At 72.5% G+C, this 24,122-nt stretch carries 22 protein-coding genes; 4 read left to right on the top strand and 18 right to left on the bottom strand.

Annotated features, from left to right (window positions below; genetic code table 11):
* Window positions 1–7: 7 nt before the first annotated feature.
* From ME121_RS24885 to ME121_RS24960, 16 genes are all read right to left on the bottom strand, one after another.
* The gene (locus ME121_RS24885; RefSeq protein ID WP_059409803.1) at window positions 8–2,083 is read right to left on the bottom strand and encodes an ATP-binding protein; all 2,076 of its coding nucleotides are present in this window, start codon (window positions 2,081–2,083) and stop codon (window positions 8–10) included.
* Window positions 2,084–2,247: 164 nt separating this feature from the next.
* Entirely contained in the window at window positions 2,248–2,472 is a 225-nt protein-coding gene (locus ME121_RS24890; protein WP_024829568.1) for a ribosome modulation factor, read from the bottom strand.
* 328 nt (window positions 2,473–2,800) lie between these two features.
* Window positions 2,801–3,223, bottom strand: coding sequence for a hypothetical protein (locus ME121_RS24895; RefSeq protein WP_053621132.1), 423 nt, complete (start codon window positions 3,221–3,223; stop codon window positions 2,801–2,803).
* Between the two features lie 537 nt (window positions 3,224–3,760).
* On the bottom strand, window positions 3,761–5,134 hold the full coding sequence (locus tag ME121_RS24900; protein ID WP_245337801.1) for a hypothetical protein: 1,374 nt from the start codon (window positions 5,132–5,134) through the stop codon (window positions 3,761–3,763).
* A complete protein-coding gene (locus ME121_RS24905) occupies window positions 5,134–5,451 on the bottom strand; it encodes a hypothetical protein (protein WP_059409804.1) in 318 nt (105 codons plus the stop codon). Before ME121_RS24905 ends, ME121_RS24900 begins: the two co-directional genes overlap by 1 nt.
* A 103-nt stretch (window positions 5,452–5,554) precedes the next feature.
* Window positions 5,555–6,292 (bottom strand): hypothetical protein, encoded by a 738-nt coding sequence (locus ME121_RS24910; RefSeq protein ID WP_012319985.1) that lies wholly within the window; start codon window positions 6,290–6,292, stop codon window positions 5,555–5,557.
* A gap of 35 nt (window positions 6,293–6,327) precedes the next feature.
* The gene (locus ME121_RS24915; RefSeq protein ID WP_059409805.1) at window positions 6,328–7,335 is read right to left on the bottom strand and encodes a hypothetical protein; all 1,008 of its coding nucleotides are present in this window, start codon (window positions 7,333–7,335) and stop codon (window positions 6,328–6,330) included.
* Between the two features lie 49 nt (window positions 7,336–7,384).
* The gene (locus ME121_RS24920) at window positions 7,385–8,356 is read right to left on the bottom strand and encodes a hypothetical protein (RefSeq protein WP_234740646.1); all 972 of its coding nucleotides are present in this window, start codon (window positions 8,354–8,356) and stop codon (window positions 7,385–7,387) included.
* 44 nt (window positions 8,357–8,400) lie between these two features.
* On the bottom strand, window positions 8,401–9,210 hold the full coding sequence (locus ME121_RS24925) for an OmpA family protein (RefSeq protein ID WP_012319982.1): 810 nt from the start codon (window positions 9,208–9,210) through the stop codon (window positions 8,401–8,403).
* Between the two features lie 107 nt (window positions 9,211–9,317).
* Window positions 9,318–10,304 (bottom strand): trypsin-like serine peptidase, encoded by a 987-nt coding sequence (locus ME121_RS24930; protein WP_059409806.1) that lies wholly within the window; start codon window positions 10,302–10,304, stop codon window positions 9,318–9,320.
* An 80-nt stretch (window positions 10,305–10,384) separates the two neighbouring features.
* Entirely contained in the window at window positions 10,385–11,515 is a 1,131-nt protein-coding gene (locus ME121_RS24935) for a hypothetical protein (protein WP_070999820.1), read from the bottom strand.
* 64 nt (window positions 11,516–11,579) lie between these two features.
* Window positions 11,580–12,104: a hypothetical protein gene (locus ME121_RS24940; protein ID WP_059409807.1), complete on the bottom strand. Its 525-nt coding sequence runs from the start codon at window positions 12,102–12,104 to the stop codon at window positions 11,580–11,582.
* A complete protein-coding gene (locus tag ME121_RS24945) occupies window positions 12,101–13,492 on the bottom strand; it encodes a hypothetical protein (protein WP_059409808.1) in 1,392 nt (463 codons plus the stop codon). The genes ME121_RS24940 and ME121_RS24945 overlap by 4 nt, the downstream gene beginning before the upstream one ends.
* A 159-nt stretch (window positions 13,493–13,651) precedes the next feature.
* Window positions 13,652–14,986, bottom strand: a complete 1,335-nt coding sequence (locus ME121_RS24950) for a hypothetical protein (protein WP_029359812.1) — start codon at window positions 14,984–14,986, stop codon at window positions 13,652–13,654.
* Window positions 14,983–17,076, bottom strand: coding sequence for a caspase family protein (locus tag ME121_RS24955; RefSeq protein WP_059409809.1), 2,094 nt, complete (start codon window positions 17,074–17,076; stop codon window positions 14,983–14,985). The genes ME121_RS24950 and ME121_RS24955 overlap by 4 nt, the downstream gene beginning before the upstream one ends.
* 277 nt (window positions 17,077–17,353) lie before the next feature.
* The gene (locus ME121_RS24960; RefSeq protein ID WP_012319975.1) at window positions 17,354–17,611 is read right to left on the bottom strand and encodes a hypothetical protein; all 258 of its coding nucleotides are present in this window, start codon (window positions 17,609–17,611) and stop codon (window positions 17,354–17,356) included.
* A gap of 907 nt (window positions 17,612–18,518) precedes the next feature.
* On the opposite strand from ME121_RS24960, the gene ME121_RS24965 reads away from it, so the two are divergent.
* From ME121_RS24965 to ME121_RS24980, 4 genes are all read left to right on the top strand, one after another.
* Window positions 18,519–19,370: a hypothetical protein gene (locus tag ME121_RS24965; protein WP_245337802.1), complete on the top strand. Its 852-nt coding sequence runs from the start codon at window positions 18,519–18,521 to the stop codon at window positions 19,368–19,370.
* Window positions 19,371–19,419: 49 nt separating this feature from the next.
* Window positions 19,420–19,824 carry a lysozyme inhibitor LprI family protein gene (locus ME121_RS24970; RefSeq protein ID WP_051252354.1) on the top strand — a complete coding sequence of 135 codons (405 nt, stop codon included), beginning with the start codon at window positions 19,420–19,422 and terminating at the stop codon, window positions 19,822–19,824.
* A gap of 45 nt (window positions 19,825–19,869) precedes the next feature.
* A complete protein-coding gene (locus ME121_RS24975; protein WP_012319974.1) occupies window positions 19,870–20,190 on the top strand; it encodes a YbjQ family protein in 321 nt (106 codons plus the stop codon).
* 113 nt (window positions 20,191–20,303) lie between these two features.
* Window positions 20,304–20,750, top strand: a complete 447-nt coding sequence (locus ME121_RS24980; RefSeq protein WP_053621119.1) for a lysozyme inhibitor LprI family protein — start codon at window positions 20,304–20,306, stop codon at window positions 20,748–20,750.
* Between the two features lie 338 nt (window positions 20,751–21,088).
* Here ME121_RS24980 and ME121_RS24985 read toward each other — a convergent pair whose 3' ends face one another.
* A complete protein-coding gene (locus ME121_RS24985) occupies window positions 21,089–23,527 on the bottom strand; it encodes a PAS domain S-box protein (protein WP_179239985.1) in 2,439 nt (812 codons plus the stop codon).
* A gap of 295 nt (window positions 23,528–23,822) precedes the next feature.
* Window positions 23,823–24,122 (bottom strand): flagellin (locus ME121_RS24990; protein ID WP_491892885.1); only part of this gene is annotated, 300 nt, incomplete at its 5' end.

Below are 24,122 nucleotides of genomic sequence, written 5' to 3' on the forward strand. Positions count from 1 at the left end.
CTTCTCCTCAGGTCTCGGGATGGTGCGGGATCGGGATGGTGACGAACAGCGTCGTGCCGATGCCCGGAGACGATTCCAGCGTGAGGGTCCCGCTCAGGAGCGACAGCCGCTCGCGGATGCCCGACAGGCCGAGCCGCAACTTGGCCGGTGTCTCGCCGATGGCGCGCTCGCGCAGGTCCTCGGTGACGAAGCCGATGCCGTCATCCTCGATGACGACCCGCATCTCGCCCGGACGCTTCTCCAGCGAGACGCTGACGCTCGCGGCCCGGGCGTGCTTGAGGACGTTCGTGAGTGCCTCCTGCACGATCCGGTAGACGGCGGTCTCGATCGCGGCCGGCAGCCGGGTCGCCTCGCTCAGGAATTCCAGATCCGCGCGGATCCCGTGCCGCTGGCTCCAGTCGCGCAGCAGGGTGGCCAGGGCCTCGCGCAGGCCGAGATCGTCGAGGGCGGTCGGCCGCAGGTCGACGGCGGCCCGGTGGATGTCGCGACCGATCTCGCCGGCGAGGGATTGCAGCCACTCCACCTGCCGGCCGGCCTCGGCCGTGGCCCCGCGTGCCAGGAGCCGCTCCATGCTCTTGAGGCCCAGCGACAGGCCGGTCACCGTCTGGCCGACTTGGTCGTGCAGTTCGCGGGCGATCCGGCGCTGCTCGTTCTCCTGGGCCTCGCCGAGGCGGCGCAGCAGCGCGAAGCGCTCGGCCTCCGCGCGCTTGCGCGGCTCGATGTCCGACACCACGCCGTAGATCAGCCCGGCCGGAGTATGCTCGTGGAGCTGCGGCACGCGGCCGGCGACCCGCACCCAGCGCGGGTCCCCATCACCCTGGATCACGCGGAACTCGACGTCGAGCGGGGTGTCCTCGGCGAGGCTCCGGTGCAGGGCCTCGCTCAGGCGCCCGCGATCCTCGGGATCGACAGCCTGCAGGACGGTGTCGGCGTCCACATCGCTGTCGCGCCCCTCCGCGGCCGCCGTCCACCCGAGGAGGTCGGCCGCGCGGGCCGAGCCGGTGACCCGGTGCGCGACCGTGTCCCAGCGCAGCGTGCCGAGTTCCGCGGCCTCGGCGGCCACGGCGCCCTGCTCCTCGCTGGAGCGGAGGGCGAGGGAGAACCGGGCTTGCTCGCCCGCCCTGCGCTGCGCCATGTCTCGGCCGACCAGTCCCACCAGTGCGAGGGCGAGGCCGATGCTGACGAAGCTGCCGCCGCCCAGCACGACGTAGGACCGCGACACCGGCGCGTTGAGCGTCGCGACCGGCATGCCGAAATGCACTGACCAGCCGCCGGTATGCTTCAACGTCCGGTAGACCACCTCGACATCCGCGCCTTCCAGCGTCGGTCCGGTGTAGAAGCCGTTGGGGGCGTGCCGGATGGCCGCCTGCAGCGCCGGGTTCGCCGGGTGGCCGAGTTCCTCCACCTCGGCCCGGGTCCGGGCGATCGTATTGCCCTCCGCGTCCACGATGGTGCCGACCCAGCCCTCGGGGGCGCCGGCGTCGCGCAGGATCGAACTCACCGCGTTGGTGGCGAGCCGGATCGACAGGACGTAGCGCAGCGTGCCGTCGCGGATGACCGGCACGCGCAGGGCCACGAGGCGCTTGCCCGAGATCGAGCCGGCCGGGCCGATCCCGCCGATCACCGGCTGCCGCGTGCGCACCACCGCGTCGAAGCTCGTCCGGTCCGAGGTCGGTCCGAGTTCCTCCTCGAGGGAGCGGAGCAGGTTGACGATCTGAGCGCCGTCCGGTCGGGCGAGCTCCACCGTCTCCCAGAGGGGGTGCGCCTGCCTGAGCCGCTCGGCCTCGGCGTAGAAGGCCGCGAGGTCCGGCCGGTCGAGGGTCGCGGAGGCGGCCTCGGCCTCGAGGACAGCGATCTGGGCAGCGATGTCGGAGGCGACGCGCTCGGCAACCCGTGTCGCGCTGGCGACGGCGGCGTTTCGGGCGAGGTCGCGCTGCTGCTGCGCCATCAGCGTCGCGACCCAGCCGCTCAGCAGCAGGACGGGAATCGCGGCCGCGAGGGCGAGGGCGACGAAGGTGCGGCGGCTGCCGCGGCTGAGCTGGGGCTCGGGCCCCCGGATGGCGTCGCGGGGTCGGACGGTCATGCGTCCGTGTGCGGGCACGCTGCGCGTCGGTCCGCACCTGCCGCCCATCGCTCGGACGGCCTGACCACCCTACCGCGCCGTCCCGAGCGCATCGTCGCCCGCCTCCCCAATCACCGCATCGCCTTGGAAGTCCCCCGCTCTCCTACGGGAAAGTCGCCCCGCCGTCAGGCCGGGGATGCGGAGTCGGACGCGGCATTGCCGTCGCAGAGGGTCGATCCGGGCAGCATCCGGGCCGGGTGCGGCATCCGCGTCGCCACCGCCCACGATGAGCCGTCGTAGCCCTCGAACCAGGCCCGGCGCTCGCGCGACTCGCCCGGATACGGACAGGCATCGCGGGGCCGACCGACGGAGCGCGCGCGGGCGCCCTGTTTGACGATGTCCATGAGCATGGGCGCTGATCTCTCCGGCTGCTCGGGAGCATGTCCCGCCCGGTCAGAAGCGCCGAGATCGAACAGCCGAGCAAGCTGTTTCGAACCGGGATATCGCTCACACCGACGCGTGTCGGGCTTATCCCGACACGCGTCGGAACGATGATCGGTTGACCATTGCACGAAAGGGGCACCGGACCTCGCGGTACTTGCGCCGATCCATCCGAATGCCGCGCGGAAGGCTATCAGATCCTCGCGTCGTCGGGCGCGAGGACGACCGGGCGCGGCTCGGCGCAGGACGCTGTCCGGGAAGCCGCGATGGCCCGGTCTCGCGGACCGGACGGCCAGCCTAGTAGTAGGCGCAGCCGTAGCCGGCCGGTGCGTAGCGGTAGCCGTAAGGCCGCCCGTAGGCCGCACCGTAGAGACCGGGGCGGGCGGCGCCCGCCGCGAGGCCCAGGCCGGCGCCGGTCGCGAAACCCAACCCGCGGTGACTGCCCCAGCCACCGTAGCGATACGCGTAGGGCCGGTAACCGTAGCCGGCGGGGCGGAAGTGGACGCCGCGGTATCCGCGATACCCACGGTGCCGCCGGTAGTGCCGGTGGAGACGGTGATGCCGATGGCGGTGCAAACCGTGGCGTCGCCCCCTCCAGGCACCGTGGCCGAGATGGTGGGGCCCATGATGGAAGCCGCGGCCGTGGGGCCGCGCCTCACTCGACGGCGCGAACAGGACGAGGCTGGACAGCGCCGTGAGGGCGATCGCAAGACGTTTCATGGGTCTGCTCCAGAGACGGTGAAGGACGTCCGCGCGGATCGGACCCGATGCCGGATCCGGACGCGCGGCGCGGTCTGTCGGGGTGGCGATGCCGGCCGCCATCGCCGGCCACCGCTCGTCCCCTGAGGGGCCCGTCGGCGGGTCGCCGCCGGTCGCTGCCCCGCACCCTCATCTGTGCCGTCGCGGGCCGATCAGCAGTCGGAGAGATCGGCATTCGTGTCAGGGTCGGCCCGACATGCCCGGGCGCCCGGCCTGGATTAGCTTGGCCGTGGGCATTCGCGCTCGCGCCAGAGGGGGACGGCATGAGGAAGGCGTTGGGGCTGCCGGTGCAGCGGGCGCGATCCTGGTACCGGCGCTACGGACGCCTGGGGGAAGCGCAGACATCGCGACCCGTCGTTTCGGGCCCGCACGTCGCCCGCGGACGGACGCTGGAGGACTGGGCGCGGCTGGGGGGCGGTCTACTCACACCCGAATCCGCCGATGCACCGCCTGCGGAGAGCCGCGCGCCGACCGAGCGGCGGTCTTCCGCCGCCTCGATCAGTCCGACGGGCTGAAGACGGCGTCGCCCACGAAAATCATCTCGCGGTCGATCTCGGGGGGATTCTTCTGGGAGCCGTAGGCGAAGAACAGGCGCCGGGTCCGGCCATCCGCTGTGATCAGGGTGAGCGTGTGGCGATCGAGGGCGTAGTGGCCGCCCTCCGGCGCGCGCCGACGGCCGATCGCCGTGCCGACCCCGGTGCTGGCCCCGGAATTCGTCGCGCCGACCGAGCCGCCGCGGCCGTAGCTCCCGTCCGCGTGGAAATCGTAGCGGCTCTCCACGGCGATCGCCACGTCGCCCCCCAGGGCGGTGTTGCCGCCGCCCGACAGCCGCCGGTACGCCCGCGCCACGCGCTCGCCCGAAGCGGCCGGGAAGGCACGGAAGAAGCTGCCGTCGCCGAGGGCGTAGTCGCTGGCACGGCCGCGCCCGTCCGTCAGCACGAAGCCGGCCCCCTTGGCGGTCCACCGCCCGAACCGCTTGGGTCGGGCGCCCCGCTCGGCGGCGAGGTCCACGTCTTCCAGCGCGGTGTCGTCGATCTCGTAGTAGGTGCCGTCGCGCAGGAAGATCAGCGGCTCGAAATCGATCGTCATGAGACCACCGACGCCGAATCCCGTGGTCGACCGGAAGTACACGCCCTCGACCGATTCCCAGTTGGCCGCGTGGCGCGGGGGTTCGGGCGCGGCCGGCGCGGCCGGGCTCTCCGCGGCCGACGGCGGCTTCGGGCCCGCGCGTCCGGCCCGGTCCTTCAACACCAGCCCGTCGTCAGTCAGCGCCAGGGTCCGCAGCGTCGCGACCGGGATGAACTCCTTGGACAGGCCCGCGAGGAAGCGCGGCAGCACGCCGAGCCGCTTGGCCGCCTGCCATCCGGCATGGTGGAGCACGGCACGCAGCTTGACCTGCTCGGCGAAGGCTGCCCGCGCGGCCGGCTGGGACAGGGGCGGCCGCTCCGCCATCGGGGCCACGAACCGGCTCCGGATCGCCCGCAGGGCCGACGGGCTCGGCTCGATTGTCGCGTCGTTGGCGACCATCCATTGCAGGGCGATGAAGGCAGTGAGCACGTCGCCCGCATCGTCCGGCCGCAGGGGCGTCCCGTCGAGGAAGCCGCGGAAGACGGAGTCGTAATCGTGCCGGGCGAGTTCCCGCGCCGTCTCGTCCGCGGCGATCGGGTTCGCCGCGCGCTGGTCGCGCACCGCCCGTACCACCGTGGCGGCCCTCAGGTCAGGCGTGGAGGCGTAGGGCAGGGCCGGACCCTGCGCCTCGGCCGCCTGCGCCCGTGCCGACGTCGCTGACGCGGCTATCGCCACGCTCGACAGCGGGACGGCTGACAACCCGAGGCCGAACAGCGCGGCCGCGCGCCAAATCGCATGTCGCATCATCGCCGCCGCCACGCCTTGAGGAGCATCAGCAGGCCCTGCAGCCCGGTGAGCAATAGTGTCAGGGCCATGAAGGGCAGGAATGGGATCAGCAGCCAGCCCGTCATCGTCAGCGTGTAGAGCAGGTCGCCGATATCGTGTCCGGCTACCGGGCACGGGTGCGTGCCCGCCTCGTTCACCGTGCATCCGGTCAGGCTCGTCAGCGTGAGGCCGAGGGCGAAGGGCAGGACCGGCAGCCACGTGATCAGCAACAGGATGAGGATCACGCGCCGGCGTCGCCGGGACGGGCTCGGCCGCGCCGTGCTGTGGATGTTCATCGGTCAGAGTCCTGCACACAGGCGCCGGTCCGCGAGGCATCCGGAGGCCGGTCGCGCGACGCATCCTGCGCGGGCCCGGGGCGGCCGCGTCTCGCCGCGCCGCTCATGGCTGGCGGCGGTAGAGGCCGCGGAAGGAGACGTTGAGCCCTCCGCAGGCGAGGTTGTCGTCGACGATCAGCCAGGGGCCGACCCGGCGCAGCCAGACCTTGCAGTCGGAGGCGTCCCCGGTCTCGACGGGCAGCGCCCCGCTCTCGCCGACCGCGAAGCTCGCCGCGTCGCCCTGCGGCGCGACCGTGCCGGCGAATTCGCCGATATGGACCCCGCCGCGGCGTACCCGCTCCGGGTCGCCGGCACCCCATGTCGCGTCCCCCGCGAAAGTGAGCATCCCCGGCTTGTCGACCGGCTTGTCGCCCGGCGTGACGCGGATGCGCGCCTCCGGCCGGGTCCAGGTGCCGAGCCAATCCGCCGGTGCGACGGTGCCCGACGGCTCGACGGCGACAGCTTCGGCCGGGAGCCAGCCGGACCGGCCCATATCGTCGCCCGCGCCACGATAGTGGGCGCAGACATAGGCGCCGCGCCGCTCGCCGAGAATGACGGGATCGGCGGTCACCAGGTAGGCGCGCTCGCGGCAGGCGGCGCTCGGGTCCGGGCAGTTGGCGCGGGCGAGTCCGTCCTTGACGAAAGCCGTGCGCCCCGGGGCGGTGATCCGTCCGAAGATCGGGGGCGGACCTGAGGCCAGCGACGGTGGCCGCCGGCACTCGTTCTCTTCCGCATGTGCCGGCCCCGCGAGCAGCGCGAGGGTGGCGAGCAGGATCGAGGGAGCGAGGGGCGAGAGACGCATCGGGCAAGCGCTTTCGATTTCGGGCCGGAGATCGGTCAGCGCATCGCCACCGAAGCGGCGACGCGGTCGGCCCGGTCCAGGGCGTCGGTGCGACCGGCGTCGGCGAAGCCCAGAACCCGCAGGTAGCGCTTGCCGTCGAACACCATCGTCTGCGTCACGCCGAGGGCGCGGCCGCTCTTGGTGTCGGTTCCGGTTCCGCGCAGCCGCACGACTACCGCCCCGCCGCGGCTGGACCGCGCCTCGTCGGTGACCTTCACGTCGGCGAAGTCCTTCTGCGACGCGAGAAGCCGGCGGGCGACCGCGACCTCCGCGCCCGACGGGACCGGCGCCTGACCGAGCGACGGCGCGACGACGATCACCGGCTGCTCGCGCTCGGGATCGACGTCCTTGGGGCCCTCGGTGAGGAGCAGGCTGCTGCCCGCGAAGACCGCGGCCGGACGGTAGCCCGCCATGTCGCCGACCGTGTAGGGCAGCGCCGCGACCTGATCGGTCAGGCCCGCCTTAGGCCGGAACGCGATGGTGCGGAGGGCCGCCTCGACGGCCGCGGCGGGCACCTGCCGGGCCGCCTTCTCGGGCACCTGCACGGTGACGAGCCCGGTCCCCGGGGCACCGCGCACGACGGCGACCCACTTCGCGTAGGTGAGGCCGTTGGCGGGCTGGGTGCCGCGCAGGACGAAGCCCTCGCCGCCCGCGACCGGCAGCGTCTCCGCCCCGCCCTTCACCCGGAAGCCCGTGGCGGCCAGCGCCTCGGGCGTGAACCGGCCGTTGATCTGGTCCCAAGCTTCCGGCGGCATCTCGACCAGGATGATCGAGGCGCCGGCCGGATGCTCGAAGCCGGCGAAGCGCCGGCTCACGCTCATCCCGGCCGGCGGCGTGAGGCCGAGGGCGCCGGCGGCCGGAAAGACCGGATCGGCGCAGGCCTCCGGGGCCGGTCCCGCGATCGCCAGCGGCGCCACGACCAAGCCGACCAGCAATTCGCGCCGCGCCGGTCGGCACGGGCCAAGACGGGAGAGGACGCCGCGCAGGCGCTCGCGAACCGACATGGTCAACCTCCAGGTCAGGGGGGACGAAGGGGCGGGACGGTGAGACCGGCTACCGCGTCGCCACGCGGCTGATGACGAAGGTGTTGCCCGAGAACTGGACCTGCCCCGGCGCGCTCATGTGCTCCAGCATCAGGCGCAGGTTCCGGCCGAGCCGGGCGGAATCGGAGCGGGTCTCGTACCAGTACTCGGTGCTGGCCCCGCTCGCGCGCACCGGACGGTGGTGCTCGTAGCAGCGGAAGGCCGCCATGTACTCCTCGGCCGCCTGGACCTCCTGGTTCGAGAAGCCGTTCAGACGGACGACGTAGGCGCTGGGCAGGCCCCCGCAGCCCTCTGCGCCGGGCGCCGCCGTTACGGCGCCGCCGATTGGCGCGGGGTCGGGCGGCGCGGCGCCGGCATCGGCCCCGCGGCGGGGCGCGATGACGCCGTCGAGCTTCGCGGCGAGCGCGGCCGCGACGTCGGCGGCCACGGTCTTCGCCTCGGCGCCGACGCGCTCGAGCAGGCACTCGCGATCGCAGCCCTGGGGCAGGGGCGGCAGCTGGAGCCCGGCCACCTCGAACGACCCGAGCGACTGGCCGGTGCGGACGTTGAGGAGGCGGCCGGGGATACGGATCTCCGGCCTGACGATATCCGAGTAGGCGGATTTCGACGCCGACGCGTAGATCTGGAACACCGCCACCACGTCGAGAGGCGGGTTCTGGACCGCGCGGGCCACCTCGATCAGCTCGGCATCCCGACGGCGCACCCGGTTGGCCTGGGTGAAGCCCATCGCCACGGCGGTCTCGTCGTAGACGTTGTAGCCGCGCAGGTTCATCGTCTCGGACAGTTCGTGAATCACCCGCTGGAAGATGCGGTTGCCCCGCGGCACCGCGTCCTCGTCGGCGTCCTCGCCCATCACGACGATGTTGGGTTTGGTCTGTGCCCGGGCCGGTGCCGCGTAGGTGGATCCGAAAGCCAGGACGGCGAGGCAGGCAGCGCGGAACGCCGTGGTGCGGACGAGGGGCATCGGGATCCTCCAGGACATCGCGGGTCTCTCGGTGATCGGAGCGCGGGTGAGGGGGGCGGGCTTCATTCAGCGCAGGGACGCGGCGTCGGCGCCGCGCCGAAATCGTCGAGGTCGAGATCAGTCCGCAGGCGCGGATCGGCCGAGTCCGTGCAGGTGTGATCCGCCACCGGAAGGACGAAGCGCAGGGCGCCGCTGCGGGCGGGCGCGATCAGGCTGACCTCCACCCTGCGGTTCACCCGTGACAGGGGCGCGTCGGGATCCTTCGGTCGCGCGGGTCCCCAGCCGTGGACGCGCAGGCGCTCCGGCGCGAGGCCGTAGGTCTCGACGAGATGCGCCTTCACGGCGCGGGCCCTGGCCAGGGAGAGGCGGCGATTGTAGGCGCGGCCGCCGGCGGCGTCGGTGTGACCGGCGATCAGGAAGGCGTGACCGGCCAGGGGCTGGGCGCGCAGGGCCTCACCGAGCGGTTCGAGCTGGATCCGGGCTTCCGGCGTCAGGCGGGCGCTGTCGTAGGCGAAGAATACGGTGAGATCGACCGCCCGTGCCGGAACGACCCGCACCGCGGGGCCGCCGTCGTCGGGGCTGATCGTCAGCGGACGCGCGGGTGCGCCCGGATCGCCGTCCGCGAACGGCGCCAGCGACCGGATGATCGCGGTGGCGCTCGGATTCGTGGCCCGCGCCTCCTCGGCCTGCGCCCGGTCCGCGACCGGGTCCGGCGGCGGGGCCGCCGCGTCCGGTTGTGCGGCCCGGGCACCCGGCACCTCGGTGAGCGGGTTCGCCCGGGCGGGCACGACCAGAGCGAGGCCGATGGCGAGCAACAGGCCCGAGCGGCCGAGGCGCGTCCGCGCGGCGCGTGGCAGATCGTGGGTCCGCATCGCTTCCCTCTCCGAATGCCGGGCCTCGCTGCGGCCCCTCTCACCCCGTTCATGGTCGACCCAGAGCGATTTCCGTCGCCGGGCGGAGCGGTTTTCGACGACGGCGCTCAGCGCCCCCGCAGGATGGCGTTCATCCCGGCCGGATCGAGCGGTCCGTCGGTCGCCGGCCTGGGCTGCGGCGCCGGGCCGGGTGCGGGCGGGACCGGCCTGCCCCCCGGATCGACGGCGGCGACCGGTCGCCCCTGGGCCGCCGCGATCCGCGCGAGGATCGGGCTCCGGCCCAGGATGGCGGAGAGCCGGGTCGCACTGTTGAAGCTCGTCGGATCCTTCGGATCGAGGCCGCCCTCCTTGTGGAGCGCGATGCCAGCGACGGACGCGTCGAACATCAGCGACCCGGAAGAGCCGCCGAGGGTGTCGCAGCGGTGGCGCAGGTCCGGACCCTCCGCCTGATCCTTCACGGCGAAGCAGCGGAAGCGGCTCATCACCTTCGGACGCCCGAGGGGATGGTGGATGACCAGCATCGAGCGGTTGGCTGTCACAGGCTCGCCCGAGAGCCGCGCGGCGCCGTAGGTCGCGGTCGGATTGCCGGCGACCCGGGCGAGGGCGAAGTCGAGGCGCGCATCGTACTCGACGGGTTTCGGGTCGATCTCGAACCGTCGGGAGCCCTTCCCGTCAAGGGTCAGGTAATCCATCAGGATCGACGCTTTGATCGGGTGCAGGTCGCCCGATTGCGGCAGGCAGTGGTGGTTGGTCAGCACGTAGTCGCCCGGCAGGAGCGTCCCCGTGCAGGAGGCACCGACCTGCTGACCGGTGCGGCCGTTTTGGAGCACGATGTCGACGCGGCCGATCGGCCGAGCGAGCGCCGCGAGGCCGTCCTTCGGGTCGAGTTCGCTGACCGGCTCGAAGGCGCCCTTGTTCTGGTCGACATAGGCCGCCGCGTCGCCGGTCGTCTGACGCAGGGGCAGCTGCGCCCGGCCGTAATCGGCGGGATCGAAGCCGACGCTCTGCGCCCGCGCGGCGTCGCCGCGGCCGAGCACGATCAGCGCGCAGGCTGTTCCCAGCAGGAGAGGGCCTTTCCGGCGGATCGAGATCATCCTCTCCCTCCTCGCGGTGCGGGGCTCCGGCCGGTGCTCGCGGCGTCGATCGACAGCATTCGGGACACGTCGGGCTCCCATCAGCGCGTCAGGGCGTGGACCAGACGGCCGGCCGACGCGGGGCCCCCGGCCTCCGGAACGGCCTGGACCGTGTAGACGAGGTTCTGCCGCGCGCCCTCGCGCAGGAAGTAGCCGAGAGTGCCGTCCGCCAGCCGGATGGCGGGAAGGGCGGCGTCGCGCAGTTCCGCCCCGACCTGCACGCGCAGACCCGGCTCCGCACCGATGGCGAGCCCGCACAGATCCGGCGTGAGCCGGCTCGCGGCCAAGCGATCGCCCGCCTCCGCCCGCACCGGACGCCGCTCGGGCGGATCAGCCCCGAAGGCCACGCGCCGGCAGGAGGAGCCCGCCGGGGCACGCAGCTCCGCGACGTGGACCCGCTGCGCGATCCGGGCTTCGGTCCCGGCCGGCGTCTCGTCGGGAACGGCCGGCGCGTCGCGCCGCGGGTCGCCCTCGGGGCCGGGCCTCGTGGCCCCGAGAGCGAGCACACCGGCGAGGCCGGCCGCCGCGACGGCGCCGGCCGGCAGCGCCAGACGTCGCCATCGCGGCGGCGGCGAGGCGGCGGCTTGCTGCGGTCGCTGAGGGGCCGCCAGCCCGGCCAGGGCCGCGGGCACGCTGTCCGATGGCAGGAGCCTCACGTCTCGGCCGAGGTCGCGCAGGGCGGCCTCGGCCTCGGCGCGCTGCGGCCCCTCGGGCAGGAGGACGGCCAGCGCGGCGCCCGGAGCCTCGGCGATCAGCGAGGTGCAGCGCGCGATCTTGTCGAGCAGCGCGTAGTCGCCGGGCAGGACCGAGAGGTCGAGATCGACCGCGCCGGTCGCCCAGAGGATGAGGTCGGCCTCTGCCGGTGTCGCGGCCAGCGGGTGGCCGCTCTCGACGAGGCCGTGCGCCAGGCACACCGGGACTTCCCAGGAGCGTCCGGCATCGAAGGAGCCCGACAGCCGCAACTCGTGGGGCTCGGGCGGGCGGCCCATCCATCGGGCGAGCGGGCCGCCGGCACCGCAGAGCCGCGCGTAATCGGCCGACCAGGGTAGCGGCCGGTAGTCGCCGTCCGCGAAGGCAGCCGGGGCCGGAAGGCCGGGGCGCGGCCTGAGCGCGCGCAGTACCAGCGGTCCGCGGGTCGTGGGCACCACGACGAGGATGGCCGGACGCGTCATGCCCGAGCCGGCCATCCGGACCCGGACGGGCCCGGACGGGTCCGCCTCCTGTCCCACCGGTTCGTCAAAGCAGGAACACCGCGCAGGCCGGGTCGCGCAGCATGCGGCCGAGGAGGGCCGCATTTGGCACGGCCGGGTCGAGGGCGAGCACGACCGCGCCCTCGGTCGCCGCGCCGAGGTCGAACCGGACCGTCTCGTCGTCGAGCCACGCCTCGATCACCCGCGGCATCTGCCCGGCCTCGCCGCGCAGGACGAGGAGCGGGGGCGCGCCGTCCGCGGCCTCCAGGATTTCCAGCGCGTAGGCGCCGACCCGGCGTCGGACGATCGCGCCGTCCGAGGCGGCCGCGGCGAGCGGCGCGTGGGCCAGCGCCACCGCGCCGAGCATCGTCCTGTAGCGGCGGCCGGTCGTGGGGTCGCTGCGGATCGCCCGTACCGTCGCGAGGTCGACGGGGCCGTGGGGCGCCCGGGTCGCGTGGGCCCAGAGCCTCGCGTGGTCCGGCCGGGCGCTCGCCTCTGCATCGCGCAAGCCATCGCGCACGAGCGCGCGGGCCGCGTGGATCTCGGCGAGGAGCCGCGCCGCATCGCTCACGCGGCGGCCTCCCCGGCATAGGCCGCCGCGAACGCGACCGCGAAGATGCCGCGATCCGCCGGGAACAGCGCGTCCAGCGGCCGTTGGCGGGCGAGGCCGTCGAGCGACCGGTTCAGGTCGGCCGCCGCCTCGGCGAGGCGCAGCAAGGCTGGCTCCGCGGCGGCGAAGCCTGCCGAGAGACCCTCCCGATCGTCGAAGCCGGCGCGGCGGACGCGGTGCAGGTCCGCCTCGGCGGCCTCCAGCGCGGATCGGACCGCCTCGGGCAGCGCGTCGCGGTCGGCGATCCGGAGCGCCGCCGCGATGCGGAGCATCCGGGTGAGATGGGCAGCGAGCAGTCCCGCGCGCGCGCGCAACGCGCCGTAGCTCTCGGCCTCCAGACAGCTCGCGCGCTCGGCGATGTCGGCGCCGCCTCCGCCGCGGCGGAGGCGGTTGGCGATGCCGGACTGAACCCGGCCGAAGCTCACGGCCCTGAGCGTCGTCAGCGGGCGGGTGCGGTGGTAGGGCTCGAGGCGCAGGAAGTCGGTCAGATCCTCTCGCTCGGCGCCGGTGAGGATCTTCGGGCCCTGCGGCCAGTCCGCCAGGAGGCTCGCCAGCGCCGCGGCGGGCTCGGCGGCCGCGAGATCGCCCAGTGCCGCGTCCAGCCTCTCGTCCCAGCCCTCGTGAGCGTCGAGGGCCGCGGGGGCCGAGAGGGCCTCGAGACCGTCGAGAAGGTGGCCGGCCGCCTCGAAGGTCACGAAATGCTCCGCGACCGTACGGAAGCCCGGCCGCTCGCCCGTCGCCATCTCGGTGCACCAGAAATCCAGGATGTCGTCGTCCGTGACGGACCGGCGCCCGCCCAGGAAGGTCAGCAGCGCCCGGAAGCGCCGTTCCAGCGGCGCCAGCGGCAGGTGGGCGGTCCGGTAGGCGGCGAGATGCCGGGCCAGGCGCTTGGCCAGGATGTCCGCGCTGTCGGGGTCAGGCGCGGCGGCGAGTTCGTCGAGCCAGCTCGCCACGGTGGCGAACTGCGCCAGATCCTCGGCGGTGAGCACGAACTCGGCGAGCGCGAGGAGCCGGGCGAGCCCGACCCAGCTGGTGGACCAAGCGGTGCCGAGCACGGGTCCGCGGTCATCGACGGCCGGGCCGTCGCCGAACCGCGCCGCGAGGGCGGCCGGTCGCGCGAGGCCCGGATCGAGGGTGAGGGTGATGAGATCGCGCCCGTCGCGGGCGCCGGTCGCCCCGGCCAGAGCCGCGAGGGCGTGGGCGAGGTCCCACACGGGCTTGTCGCGGTTCGGTCGCACGGCACCGGTGACCACGCGGGCGAGCCAGGCACGGTCGGCGCGGGAGAGATCGCGGCCGTCGCCGACATTGGCGAGGTCGGCCGCGCAGCGCTCGTCGTATCCGCCCGTCATGCGCCTCCCGGTCGCGGGCTGCCACGCAACCCCTTGGGATCGTTCGATTCGCCTTATGGTTACCTCGCGACCGGCCATCCGTCGACCTCCGGCAGCCATCCGGGCGCCACCCGTCCGATCTGTGCGAACCAGACGCTGTTCTGAGTCCGTCGCTCCGCCTCAGCGGACCACGATGCGCGCGGTGGCCTCGGTGACCCCGGGGGTGGCCCGGATCCGGTCGAGGAGGTCCAGCACGTCCGGTGGCTGGAGAAGGCGCGCCTCGCCGGCCGCGCCCGGCGCCGCCGCCAGCCACCGCGCGGCGAGTTCCGGCGGCAGGCCGCCCGGCACGCCGAAGCAGGCGAACAGGTTCTCGAACGCTTCCCCCGCCACGATCTCGTCGAGGCCGTAGCCGCGCGGGTAGCGCCGCGACTCTCCCGGTGTGAGGGCCAGCTGCGAGGCGGCGTTGTCGCGCACCGGAAGGGCGACGAAGGCGGTCTCGTCGGGCGCGACCACCCAGCAGTACAGGTTCTGCGCGACCCGGGACTCGATGCGCATCTCCAGGCGCTGACCGGCCGCGAACGGCGTGGCGGCGGCCGCCACCGAGAGGCGGCCGGCATCCGTGCGCGCCGTGGCGGCGAGGTGGTCGAGAAAGGGCCGCGGGACGGGATCGCAGCCGAGGCCCTCCGTGGCGATGCGGCGTTGCCCCGTCGGGGCCAGCACGGCGCCGTCGCGCTGGAACTCGACCTCCAGCCAGGATTGCCGGTCGTGATCGGTGCGGAAGCGGCCGCGCGCCGTGATGGGGCCCGCGCACCCTGTGCCGGGCGGCCGGCGGCGCACGTCGAGGCGCGCGCCGCGGAGCACGCGGTTGGCCGACCGGGCCTCCGCGTCGAGAGCGATGACGAGGCGGTCCGTGAGGGCGCCCGCGCAGGTCGAATGGCCACCCTCCGCCACGAACGGGCAGACTTCGACGGCGGCGGCGCTCGGTACGGCCTGCGCCAGGGCCTTCACCGCGCCGTCGAAGACAGCGTCGACGTCGGCCACGCCGGCACCGACGTGGATTGGTACAACCAGAGGCTCGCTCGTCGCCTTGCAGGCGGCGCTCTGCGTCACGGCCTGGAGCCGGATAGAGGCGGTCTCGCCGGCCCGACGGGGCTCGACCAGGAACACGGCGGCGTCCCCCGCGAAGGCCGACCGGATCTGCGCCTCCGCCTCCGCGCCCGACAGGCCCGTCGTGCCCTCGCGCAGGGCCTTGATCCGCACCACGTCGGCCGCCGCCGCGAGCCTGACCCGACCCGTTGCCTGGAGCCGGGTCTCGACGGCGAGGCGCACCTCCTCGGACTGCTCGCGCGACAACGCCGTCTGGCCGGGCTCGACTCCCACGACCGCGAGCGTGAAGTCCGGACGGCCCGCACAGGCCGCCACCGCGTCGAGGAACGGTGTCAGCGCCTGCGTGGCGGGATCGGCGCGCGCCGCCGCCGGGGCGAGCAGTAGCGCGGCGAGGAGGAGGCGCCTCATTCGGTCTCGTTGGCCCGAGCGTACTGGTCGAGGGCGCGGACGAAGACGGGGTTGAAGCGACCGTCGAGGGCGCCGGTGTAGTAGTCCGCGTCCTTGATCGCGCGCTGCACCGAGCGGATCGTCTCGGGCTTCAGCTTCTGGGCGGCGGTGTCGGTGGCCGAGACCGAGGCGGCGCCGAGTTCCCCGTGCTTGAGGGCGCGCATCACCATGTCGGCGGAGCGCACACCGGGGAAGTACCGCCCGAAGCCGTTGTCGATCAGCGTCGCCATCGTGGCCATGGCGACCGGGTCGCCCCGGTCCGCCGCCTGCCGGAAGAGGTCGAAGCCCTGGCGCAGGTCCTTCGGGAAGCCGTAGGCGCCCGTCGCGTAGTGCGGCACGAGCTTGCTGATCGAGGCGACGTCGCCCCCGGCCACGGCGCGGCGATACAGGGCGACCGCCTGCGCCTCGTCCTTCGGGATGCCGTTGCCGTATTCCAGCATCCGGGCCGCGTTGGCGAGCGCCACCACGTTCCCGCCTTCGCCCGCCTGCCGGTAGAGGCGGAACGCCTCGGCCTGCTGGCGCTTCACGCCCTGGCCGTTCTCGTAGAGGGCGGCGAGGTTGTTCAGCGCCGACACGCTCCCGGCCTTGGCAGCGCGGTCGTAGGCGGCGAAGGCCTCCTTGTAGCGGTCGGCCCGGTCGTAGGCACGGCCGAGCTGGTAGGAGAGGCGGCGCAGGTCCGGATAGGCGGCCGCAGCCCCGCGGCAAGCGTCGATCGCGGCTGCCGGCTCGATCCGGCCGAGCTTCACGCCGGTGACCCCACTCGGACGATCCGGATCGTCCGTGCCGGCGGCGAGCTCGTCGCATCGTTTGACGCGCGGATCGGCACTCGGATTCTTGCCGCCGAGATAGCCCTCCGCGAGGCTGCGATAGGCGCAGACCTCGCCGCAGGAGTCGAGATAGGCCTGATACTGCCGCTGGGTCCCGAACCTGGCCCAATTCTCCTGGTCGATCGCCGCCGCGTCCCGGCGCCGTCCGGCCAGGAGCCTGTCCATGGCCTGAGGCCGGTACAGGCAGGTCTCGCCGCAGGCGCCGATATAGGCCTCGAACGCCTCCCGGGTGCCGAGCGTTTCGGCCCGCCGCCAGGCCGCCTCGTCCCGGATGGCAGCGACGCCCTGCGCGACGGCCGCCACCGGCAGCGAGACCTTGAGGACGATCGGGGCCTCGTCGATCTCGGGCACCTGCTCGCGGCCCGACGCGCGGCGGGCGGCGTCCTCCACCTCGCGGCGGAGGTAGCCCTTCAGCTCCGTCCACTGCACGAGCCCGTCGCCGTCGCCCTGCTGGTCTCGGGCGTCGGCGAGACCCGACACGCCCATCAGGAACCGGCTGGTCAGCAGGCCGAGCCTGTTCGCCTCGTCCCAGTTGGCGGGCGTCGCGCCCGAAGTCGCGACCAGCCGCACGATGCCGCCCTCCGCCTTCGGACGGGCGGGCGCGAAGCCGGGCGCTGACACCGCCAGGAGGCTCTCGCCCTTGCGCCCGGTCTCGCCGGTAAAGCAGGCATCGACCATCACGACGAGCTGGTGGTCCGGGCCGATCTTGCGCTTCACGAGCTCGAGGTTGCGGTACAGGGTTTCCAGCGAATACCCGCTCTCGCCCTGGTTCGGATTGCCGTCTTCCGGCAGCAGGAACGGCTGCTTGGTGGTCAGATCCGGGACTCCGTGGCCGGAATAGTAGACGAAGACGTTCGAGCGGCCCTCGCGCACGCTGCGCCAGAGACGGCCGGATTGCGGATTGCGCTCGGTGCCGAAGACTTGGTTGAACTCGTTGAGCGTCGCGTCCTTCAGCAGGAAGACGTTACCTTCGCGGTATCCGAGACGCTCGATCAGGTAGGCGCGGATCGCCTCGGCATCGTTGTGGGCGTAGTCGACCGGCACCGTCTGCTTGTAGCTGCGGTTGCCGATCACCACCGCGACGGCGTCGGCATTGTCGGCGAAGGCTGCGGGATCGGCGGCTGCCCGGGCCGGCGCGACCGGGGCTAGGGAATTTATCCCGAGCAGGATGATCGCGGTGCGGGCGGCCCGCCGCAGCGCGGATACCGGGTTGGCTCTCGGCAAGCGCGTCCTCCTGTCCGGGTCGCGGCCCGGATTCACCGTCCTCGAAGCGGGGCGCGCCCGGTCGGCACGCGCGACAGGGTTATCCGCTGGGGGATCGGGAAACAATCTCACGCGTCGGACGCGTCCGGCGAATGCAGTCCTCGCGACCGCGCGACCGACGTCCAGGACACGGTTGCGGGCGGTGGGGGCGCAGCTCAGCCCCAGCCCAGATACGCGACGATCAGGCTGAGGGCGGCGAGGTGGAGCGGCGAGAGGGCGGTCAGCATCGCCTCGCTCCTCACGGCAGGTAGAGGCCGCGGCCGCAGCGGCGCGCGCGCCGCGCCTCGAAGTAGCCGGTGTAGCGATTGTAGACCTCGACCGTGCGGTAGACGCAGTAGCGGCCTGAGTTGCGGCCGTTGAAGTAGACGCCGCCGCTGTCGAGATCGACGCCGAGGAACTCCTGATTTCCGCGCTGCGGCGCCGCGTCCTGGGCGCGGGCGGGACCCGCGGCGCACAGGAGGCTGGCGGCGAGCACGAGCATCTTCGTCTTGGTCACGTCAGTTCTCCCTGATCGGGCGGTGGATCGTCCGCCTCGTCAGAGGCATGGGCCGGCCAGACGCGGTTTCGCGCGGCCTGCACGGTCAGCGGGGAGGTTTCTCACGCGACAGCCGCGCCGAGACCGTCATCGATCGTTCGGCGATCGTTCGGAGCCGGTGGCATTCGCCCGTGCCGGAACGGGCAGGGTCAACGACGGCGAATGTTCATCGCCCGGCCGGATCCTCAGCGAATTACTGAACCGGTAACACTATTTCCGCCGTTTCGTTGACCTATGACTCGATCTGGGTCAATGCAACGTGGATCGATCCGCAGATTACGGCTCGGAGGCCGGCGGTTGTTGTTGGCACAGTTTCTTCGACGGGAACCATGATCATGAATACTATCGTCGCGGGGGCGCTGCCGGGCACGGGGGCGGCCATACCGGGAGCGGTGGCCCGGCATCCTGAACCGGCCATCTGACCCGCTGACGGGCTTCCGCCGGCGACTGCCCGGCCTCGATCCACCACACCTGCGCGATCGCGCGCGGGCTGCAGAGCTCCTCTCGGCGCCGATAAGGTTCTCACGCGGTGTCGATGCGGCGACGCGATCTCTCCGGGGCCGACATGCGCCAGGCGTTTCAGGATCCTCCTCAGGCAGCCCGCCCATCCGTCCGCCCGCGGGGGCGTTACACCCGAACGGCTTCCGCTCTCCTGAGCGTCGAGATCGCGGGCGCTGCGCTGCTCGGCCCGGCCACGCCGGCGCGAGCGGTCGATGGGCCGAGCTACGAGGATGACCGACGCGGCATCTTCCTGCCTTTCCTAAACGCCCCGCAACCCGGTGGCGCCATCACCCGCTCGCCGCGCCTCGGACTGTCGTTCGGCGGCGCGGCTCGTCCGGTGCTCGTGGATACGGGTTCGACAGGCATCGTGGTCTCGGCCAGTCGCATTCCGGGCAACGAAGCCCTGCCGAGCGAGCCCGGGCGCCTGACCTACTCAAGTTCCGGCCGGATCATGGTCGGACGCTGGGTGCGGGTGCCGGTGACCCTCGTCGGCCGCGACGGCGCGAGCGTGGTCACGCAACCCATACGGGTCCTCGCCGTCGACCGGATCGACTGCACCGTTCGCGCGCGCGAGTGCACGCCTCAGGAGGCGCCGGCCCACGTGGCGATGATGGGGATCGGATTCGGCCGGGAGGACGACAGCCAGACCGAGAGCACGCCGGACACCAACCCGCTCCTCAACGCGGACCCGCCGGGACCCGGCGGGGTGCACCGCGGCTACGTTCTGACCCGGCGGGGCGTGCATGTCGGCCTGACGCGCGCCAACACCCGCGGACGCTACCGCTTCGTGAAACTCGATCCGCACCCGCACGTGCCGGGAGACTGGCTCGGCGTTCCCGCCTGCATCGCCGTCGACGACCGTGAACCCGCCGCCTGCGGCCGGGCGCTCCTCGACACCGGCGTAACCGGCATGTTCCTGACGCTGCCGCCCGCGCAGGTCGCCGACAGCCTCCGGGCCGATGCGGCCGATCGCGCGGTCCTCCGCCCGGGAACGCGCCTGAGCTTCCGGTTCGGCGACGCGGCCGGCTACGCGATCACGGTCGGCGATCGCGCCGCGCCGCTCGCGCCCGAGCGCATCATCCTCAACACGACGCGCCCGCAGCCCTTCGTCAATACGGGGCTGCACGTCCTGAACGGCTTCGACGTCCTCTACGACGCCGACCGCGGGTATTACGGATTCCGGGCACGCGACTCGGGCGCGGCGTCGGAGGAACCATGATCGGCCCCCGGCCCCCGTGTCTCACGCCCGCCTCAGATCCGAGATCGCCATGCTGCGCAACGCGCTCATCGCCGCCCTGCTTCTGGTCCCGGCCGTGGGGCTCGCGGCGGAGGTCGATTGCAGCACCTCCGCGAACCAGATGGACGCCAACATCTGCACGGGCCAGGAATTGGATCGGGTCGATGCGGAGCTGAACCGGCGCTACGCGACCCTGCGCAGCAAGCTCGACGAGAACGGCCGACGCAATCTGGTCGCTGCCGAGCGCGCCTGGATCGCCTTCCGCGACCTCGAGTGCAACCTGAGGACCGGGTTCGACACGCTGGCGCCCGGCAACAACGGAAGCATCGCGCCGATGCTCCTGGGCCAATGCAAGATCGCGTTGACGCGCCAGCGAATCCAGGACCTCGCGGCTCAGATCAGGTGTCCGGGCGGCGACCTGTCCTGCTCGCCGTGACCGCGCCCCGTCGCCCTCTTCCACCACCGCCCTGAGCGAGATCCCATGATCATCGTCACGACCGAGAACATCCCGAACTATCACGTGCGCGAGGTCCGGGGCCCGTGCTTCGGCGCCGTGGTGCACAGCCGCGGTGCGGTGGGCAATCTCACCGCCGGCCTGCGCAGTCTGATCGGCGGCGAGATCAACGAGTACAGCCAGTTGATCGAGCAGGCCCGGTCCCAGGCGATCGACCGCATGGCGCAGAACGCGGCGCAACTCGGCGCCAACGCCATCGTCATGATGCGCTTCGATACGGCAGACACCGACCAGTCGATGATGGGCGTCGTGGCCTACGGCACCGCCGTCATCGTCGACGCCCGCTGAGGCCGCAGGCCGGGGCCGTCCAGGGCTGCGGTCCGCGCCTGCCTGTCGTCACCAACCGCGCGCAGGATCCCCCTCTGCCGGGTAGCGGAGCGCGCGAACCGGATCCGATCGCCATGAACCACGTATGCTCACGCCTGTTGCGACCCTCGGCTCCCGTCCTTGCCGGGCTGCTCGCATGCCTCGCGGTGTCGACGGGTGCCAGAGCCGAGCCGCCCTCGGCCAAACTGTGCCTGACCGAGACCTCGACACCGGGCACGACGGATTGCATGAACCGCGCGTTGCACGAGGCGGATGCGAGGCTCAACGCGGCCTACGAGAAGGCGCTGTCGGTGATCGACCACGACGATCGCACGCAGGATCCCGACGCCAGGGCGCTGTGGAAGACGCGACTCGAGAAGGCGCAGCGTGCCTGGATCGCCTTCCGTGACGCGGATTGCGGCGACCTGACCTTCAGCGAGTGGGCCAACGGGAGCGGCGCGAACCCGGCTGTCCCCGCTTGCCTCTACGACAAGACCGTCCAGAGAACCGCGGACCTTCTCGGCCGGTACCCGCTGCATTGAGGGGCGCGACAGTCCGGCGCTTGCCTGCTGACGCGCGGACGCGGCTTCGATGGCGTTGCCGATCGGTGGCCGCAATCGTCGGAACACGGGCCGATCCGGCCCGCGGCATCGGGCGGCCGAACGCTCAGCCCGCTTCGATCGGCCCGGGCGGTCGCGGCGTGGGCGGCTCGGCCGGCGGGTCTCCGTCGGGCGGTGCGGGCTCGGGCAGCGGATCGTCGATGGGGGGCAGCGGATCGTCCCCGGGCCGCGGCGTATCCGATGACATGGCGTGCTGTCCTGTCCGATCCTTCTGACCGTCGCGGACGTAACGCGCGGCGGTCCGCTCGGATGCAGCCGCGTCAGCCGAAGGTCAGCGCCGACCGTTCCCGCAGTGCCCTGCGGAGGGCACGGCTGAGGTCGGCGACCGAGTAGGGCTTGTGCAGGAGCTCGAACCCGTGCGTGCCTTCCGAGGCCAGAACGTGACTGTAGCCTGAGGCCAGCACGACGGGCAGGTACGGACGGCGGCGCCTGATCTCCCGGGCCAGATCGACGCCGTTCATGCCCGGCATCACCACGTCGGAGAAGACCACCTCGATCTCCTGGTCGTTCGCCTCGATCGTGGCGAGGGCTGCCTGCGCGTCCTTGACCCAGACAGCCTCGTATCCGAGCTCCACGAGGGCCTGCCGGGCGAAGCCGCCGACCTCCTCGTTGTCCTCCACCACGAGGACGGGCGTGCCGTGCCCCTCGGCCAGCGGCTCCGGTTCGTCCGGCGCGGCATCGCTGACTTCCGCTTGGTGCGATCGCGGCAGGAAGAGGGTGAAGGTTGTACCGACGCCGACGACACTGTCGACCGCGACGTCACCGCCCGACTGCTTGGCGAAGCCGAATACCTGGCTGAGCCCGAGCCCGGTGCCGTGTCCGACGCCCTTCGTCGTGAAGAAGGGCTCGAAGATGCGCTCGAGCAGATCCGCCTCGATGCCCGAGCCGGTGTCCGAGACCGACACGGCCACGAAGTCTCCCGGCACGGCCGGATGCGCCCGCAGCGCCGGGATGCGGTCCGCGCGTCGCACCTTGATCAGCAGACGGCCCTCGCCCTGCATGGCGTCGCGGGCGTTCACCACGAGGTTGACGAGGGCCGTGTCGAACTGGCTCGGGTCGGCATCGACGTGGCAGCGCAGGGTCCGGCCGCCCGAGTCGGTGCCGGCATCGGTGTCGGTCGCGACGTGGATGCGCGCGCCGGTCAGGGTACCGACCATGTCGGCGATGGCGGCCACGGACTGGACCACGTCGAAGATCGCTGGTCGAAGCGCCTGCCGGCGCGCGAATGCCAGCAACTGGCTGGTCAGCTTGGCGGCGCGGTCGACCGTGTCGGAGATGGCGTCGACGTAGCGGCCCCGGCGATCCTCGCTCAGGCCCGGACGCTTCAACAGGTCGGTCGACGACTTGATGACGGTCAGCAGATTGTTGAAGTCGTGCGCCACGCCGCCGGTCAATTGCCCGACCGCCTCCATCTTCTGCGACTGGCGCAGCTGCTCCTCGAGGGTCCGGCGCTCCGTGACGTCCCGCCCGGTCGCGTGGAACCGGTCCCCGCGCGCGATGGCGTTCCAGGAGATCCAGCGGTACGCGCCGTCGGCAGTCCTGAAGCGGACGTCGAGGTCGGACAACCTGTGGCCGATGCGCAGCGTCTCGAACGCGCTGGCCGCCGTCTCGCCGTCGTCCGGATGAATCAGGCTGTCGATGCGGATGCCGACCAAGCTGCCGGCCGGCCAACCGAGGAGCTCCGTCCAGGCCGGATTGACCGCCTGACAGGTTCCGTCGAGGGCGCAGACGACGAGAAGGTCGCGGCTCGTCCTCCAGACGAGGTCGTGCTCGATCCGCCGGTCGCGAATCCGCGCCTCCCGCCGCTCCTCGTCCGACTGCTTGACGGCAAGATCCTCGAGGAGGACGGCGACGCGGCTCTGGATCCCTGTGCCGATCCGCATCGCGTGAACCTCGAGGACGGGCCCGGTTCGCGACATGGAGCCCTTGAAACGGGCACTGCGCCCGGATCGCGCGACCTCGCCGAGGATGTCGAGCCAGTGTTGCGCGTCGTCCGGCAGGAACTCGCTCATCCAGCGGCTCTCCGCGGCGGCGAGGCCCGACCGGCGCTCGAAGGCGGCGTTGGTCTCGACGAGCTGGCAATCCCGGGTCCTGCCATCCGCGTCGAAGCGCAGCTCGACGATGCAGAAGCCGACCTCGTCGTCCGCCGGCGGACCCCGCAGGTAGGAGGCCTGCGCGACCGCCTGGGCCTCCCGCTCCCGGAAGCGCGTGAGGTCGAGCTGGCTGCCGAAGAAGAACAGCAATTCGCCGTGCGGACCGAACACGGGGCTGATGTACAGCTCGTTGACGAAGGTGCTGCCGTCGCGCCGGTAGTTCAGCAGCTCCACCACGACGTCGCGTCGCGCGGCGATGGCGGCCCGGACGCGGGCGATGTCGGCCGGGTCGGTCGCCGGCCCCTGAAGGAAGCGGCAATTGCGCCCGATCAGCTCCTCCGCCGTGTAGCCGGAGAGTTCCAGGAAGGCGCGGTTGGCGAAGACGATCGGATTGTCGGGCAGGTTCGGATCGGTGACGATCATCGCCATCCGGGTCTTGTCGGCGGCGGTGAACAGGAGGTCGGACCGGGCGGTCCCGACACCGGCCAAGCTCGTGGTCGGGACGGCCGGGAGCTGGGTCGCGCGCAGGCGCGCGTTCTCCTCCACCAGCGCGCGCTCGCGCCGACGCAGCCGCTCGACCTCCCCCCGAAGATCTTCCATGCTCATGGTGCGGTCTTATCCGGAGCCGCTGCCGGGTCCAACGGCTACCGGCACCCGGATGCGAGGCGAGGGTGTGACCTCTGGTCCCGACAGGAGCGTTCGTCGTCGCGCGGCGTTCAGAGGTCACGACCTGGGGGAGGGGCCGTGCGGCCACCCCGATCCCGGCGCAGGACCAGGAAGGGAGCGTTCGGAGTGGCCGAGGCCTGATACGTAAGAGCCGCCCGGTTTCGGAATCGGCGCCCCGCGAACGCGAACGGCCGGGGCGCTGCCCCGGCCGTTGCGGCGGTCTGGGGGTCGCGACTTACCGCAGGAGCTGGAGGACGCCCTGCTGGGCGGAGTTGGCCAGCGACAGGGCCGAGATGCCCATCGACTGGCGGGTCGACAGCGCCTGCGAGTTCGCCGCTTCCTGGTTCAGGTCGGCGTTCGTCAGGTTGGCCGAACCCGTCTGCAGCACGTTGATCAGCTGCTTGGAGAAGTCCTGGCGGTTCTGAACGACCGACAGGTTCGAGCCCAGCGTGCTCGCCGCGGAGTTCAGGGTCGCGCCCGCTGTGGTCAGGGTGGCCAGCGTCTTGTTGACGTCCGAGTTCAGCAGGAAGTTCCC

It is taken from the genome of Methylobacterium sp. ME121, from assembly GCF_000974725.1.
Lineage (GTDB): Bacteria > Pseudomonadota > Alphaproteobacteria > Rhizobiales > Beijerinckiaceae > Methylobacterium > Methylobacterium radiotolerans.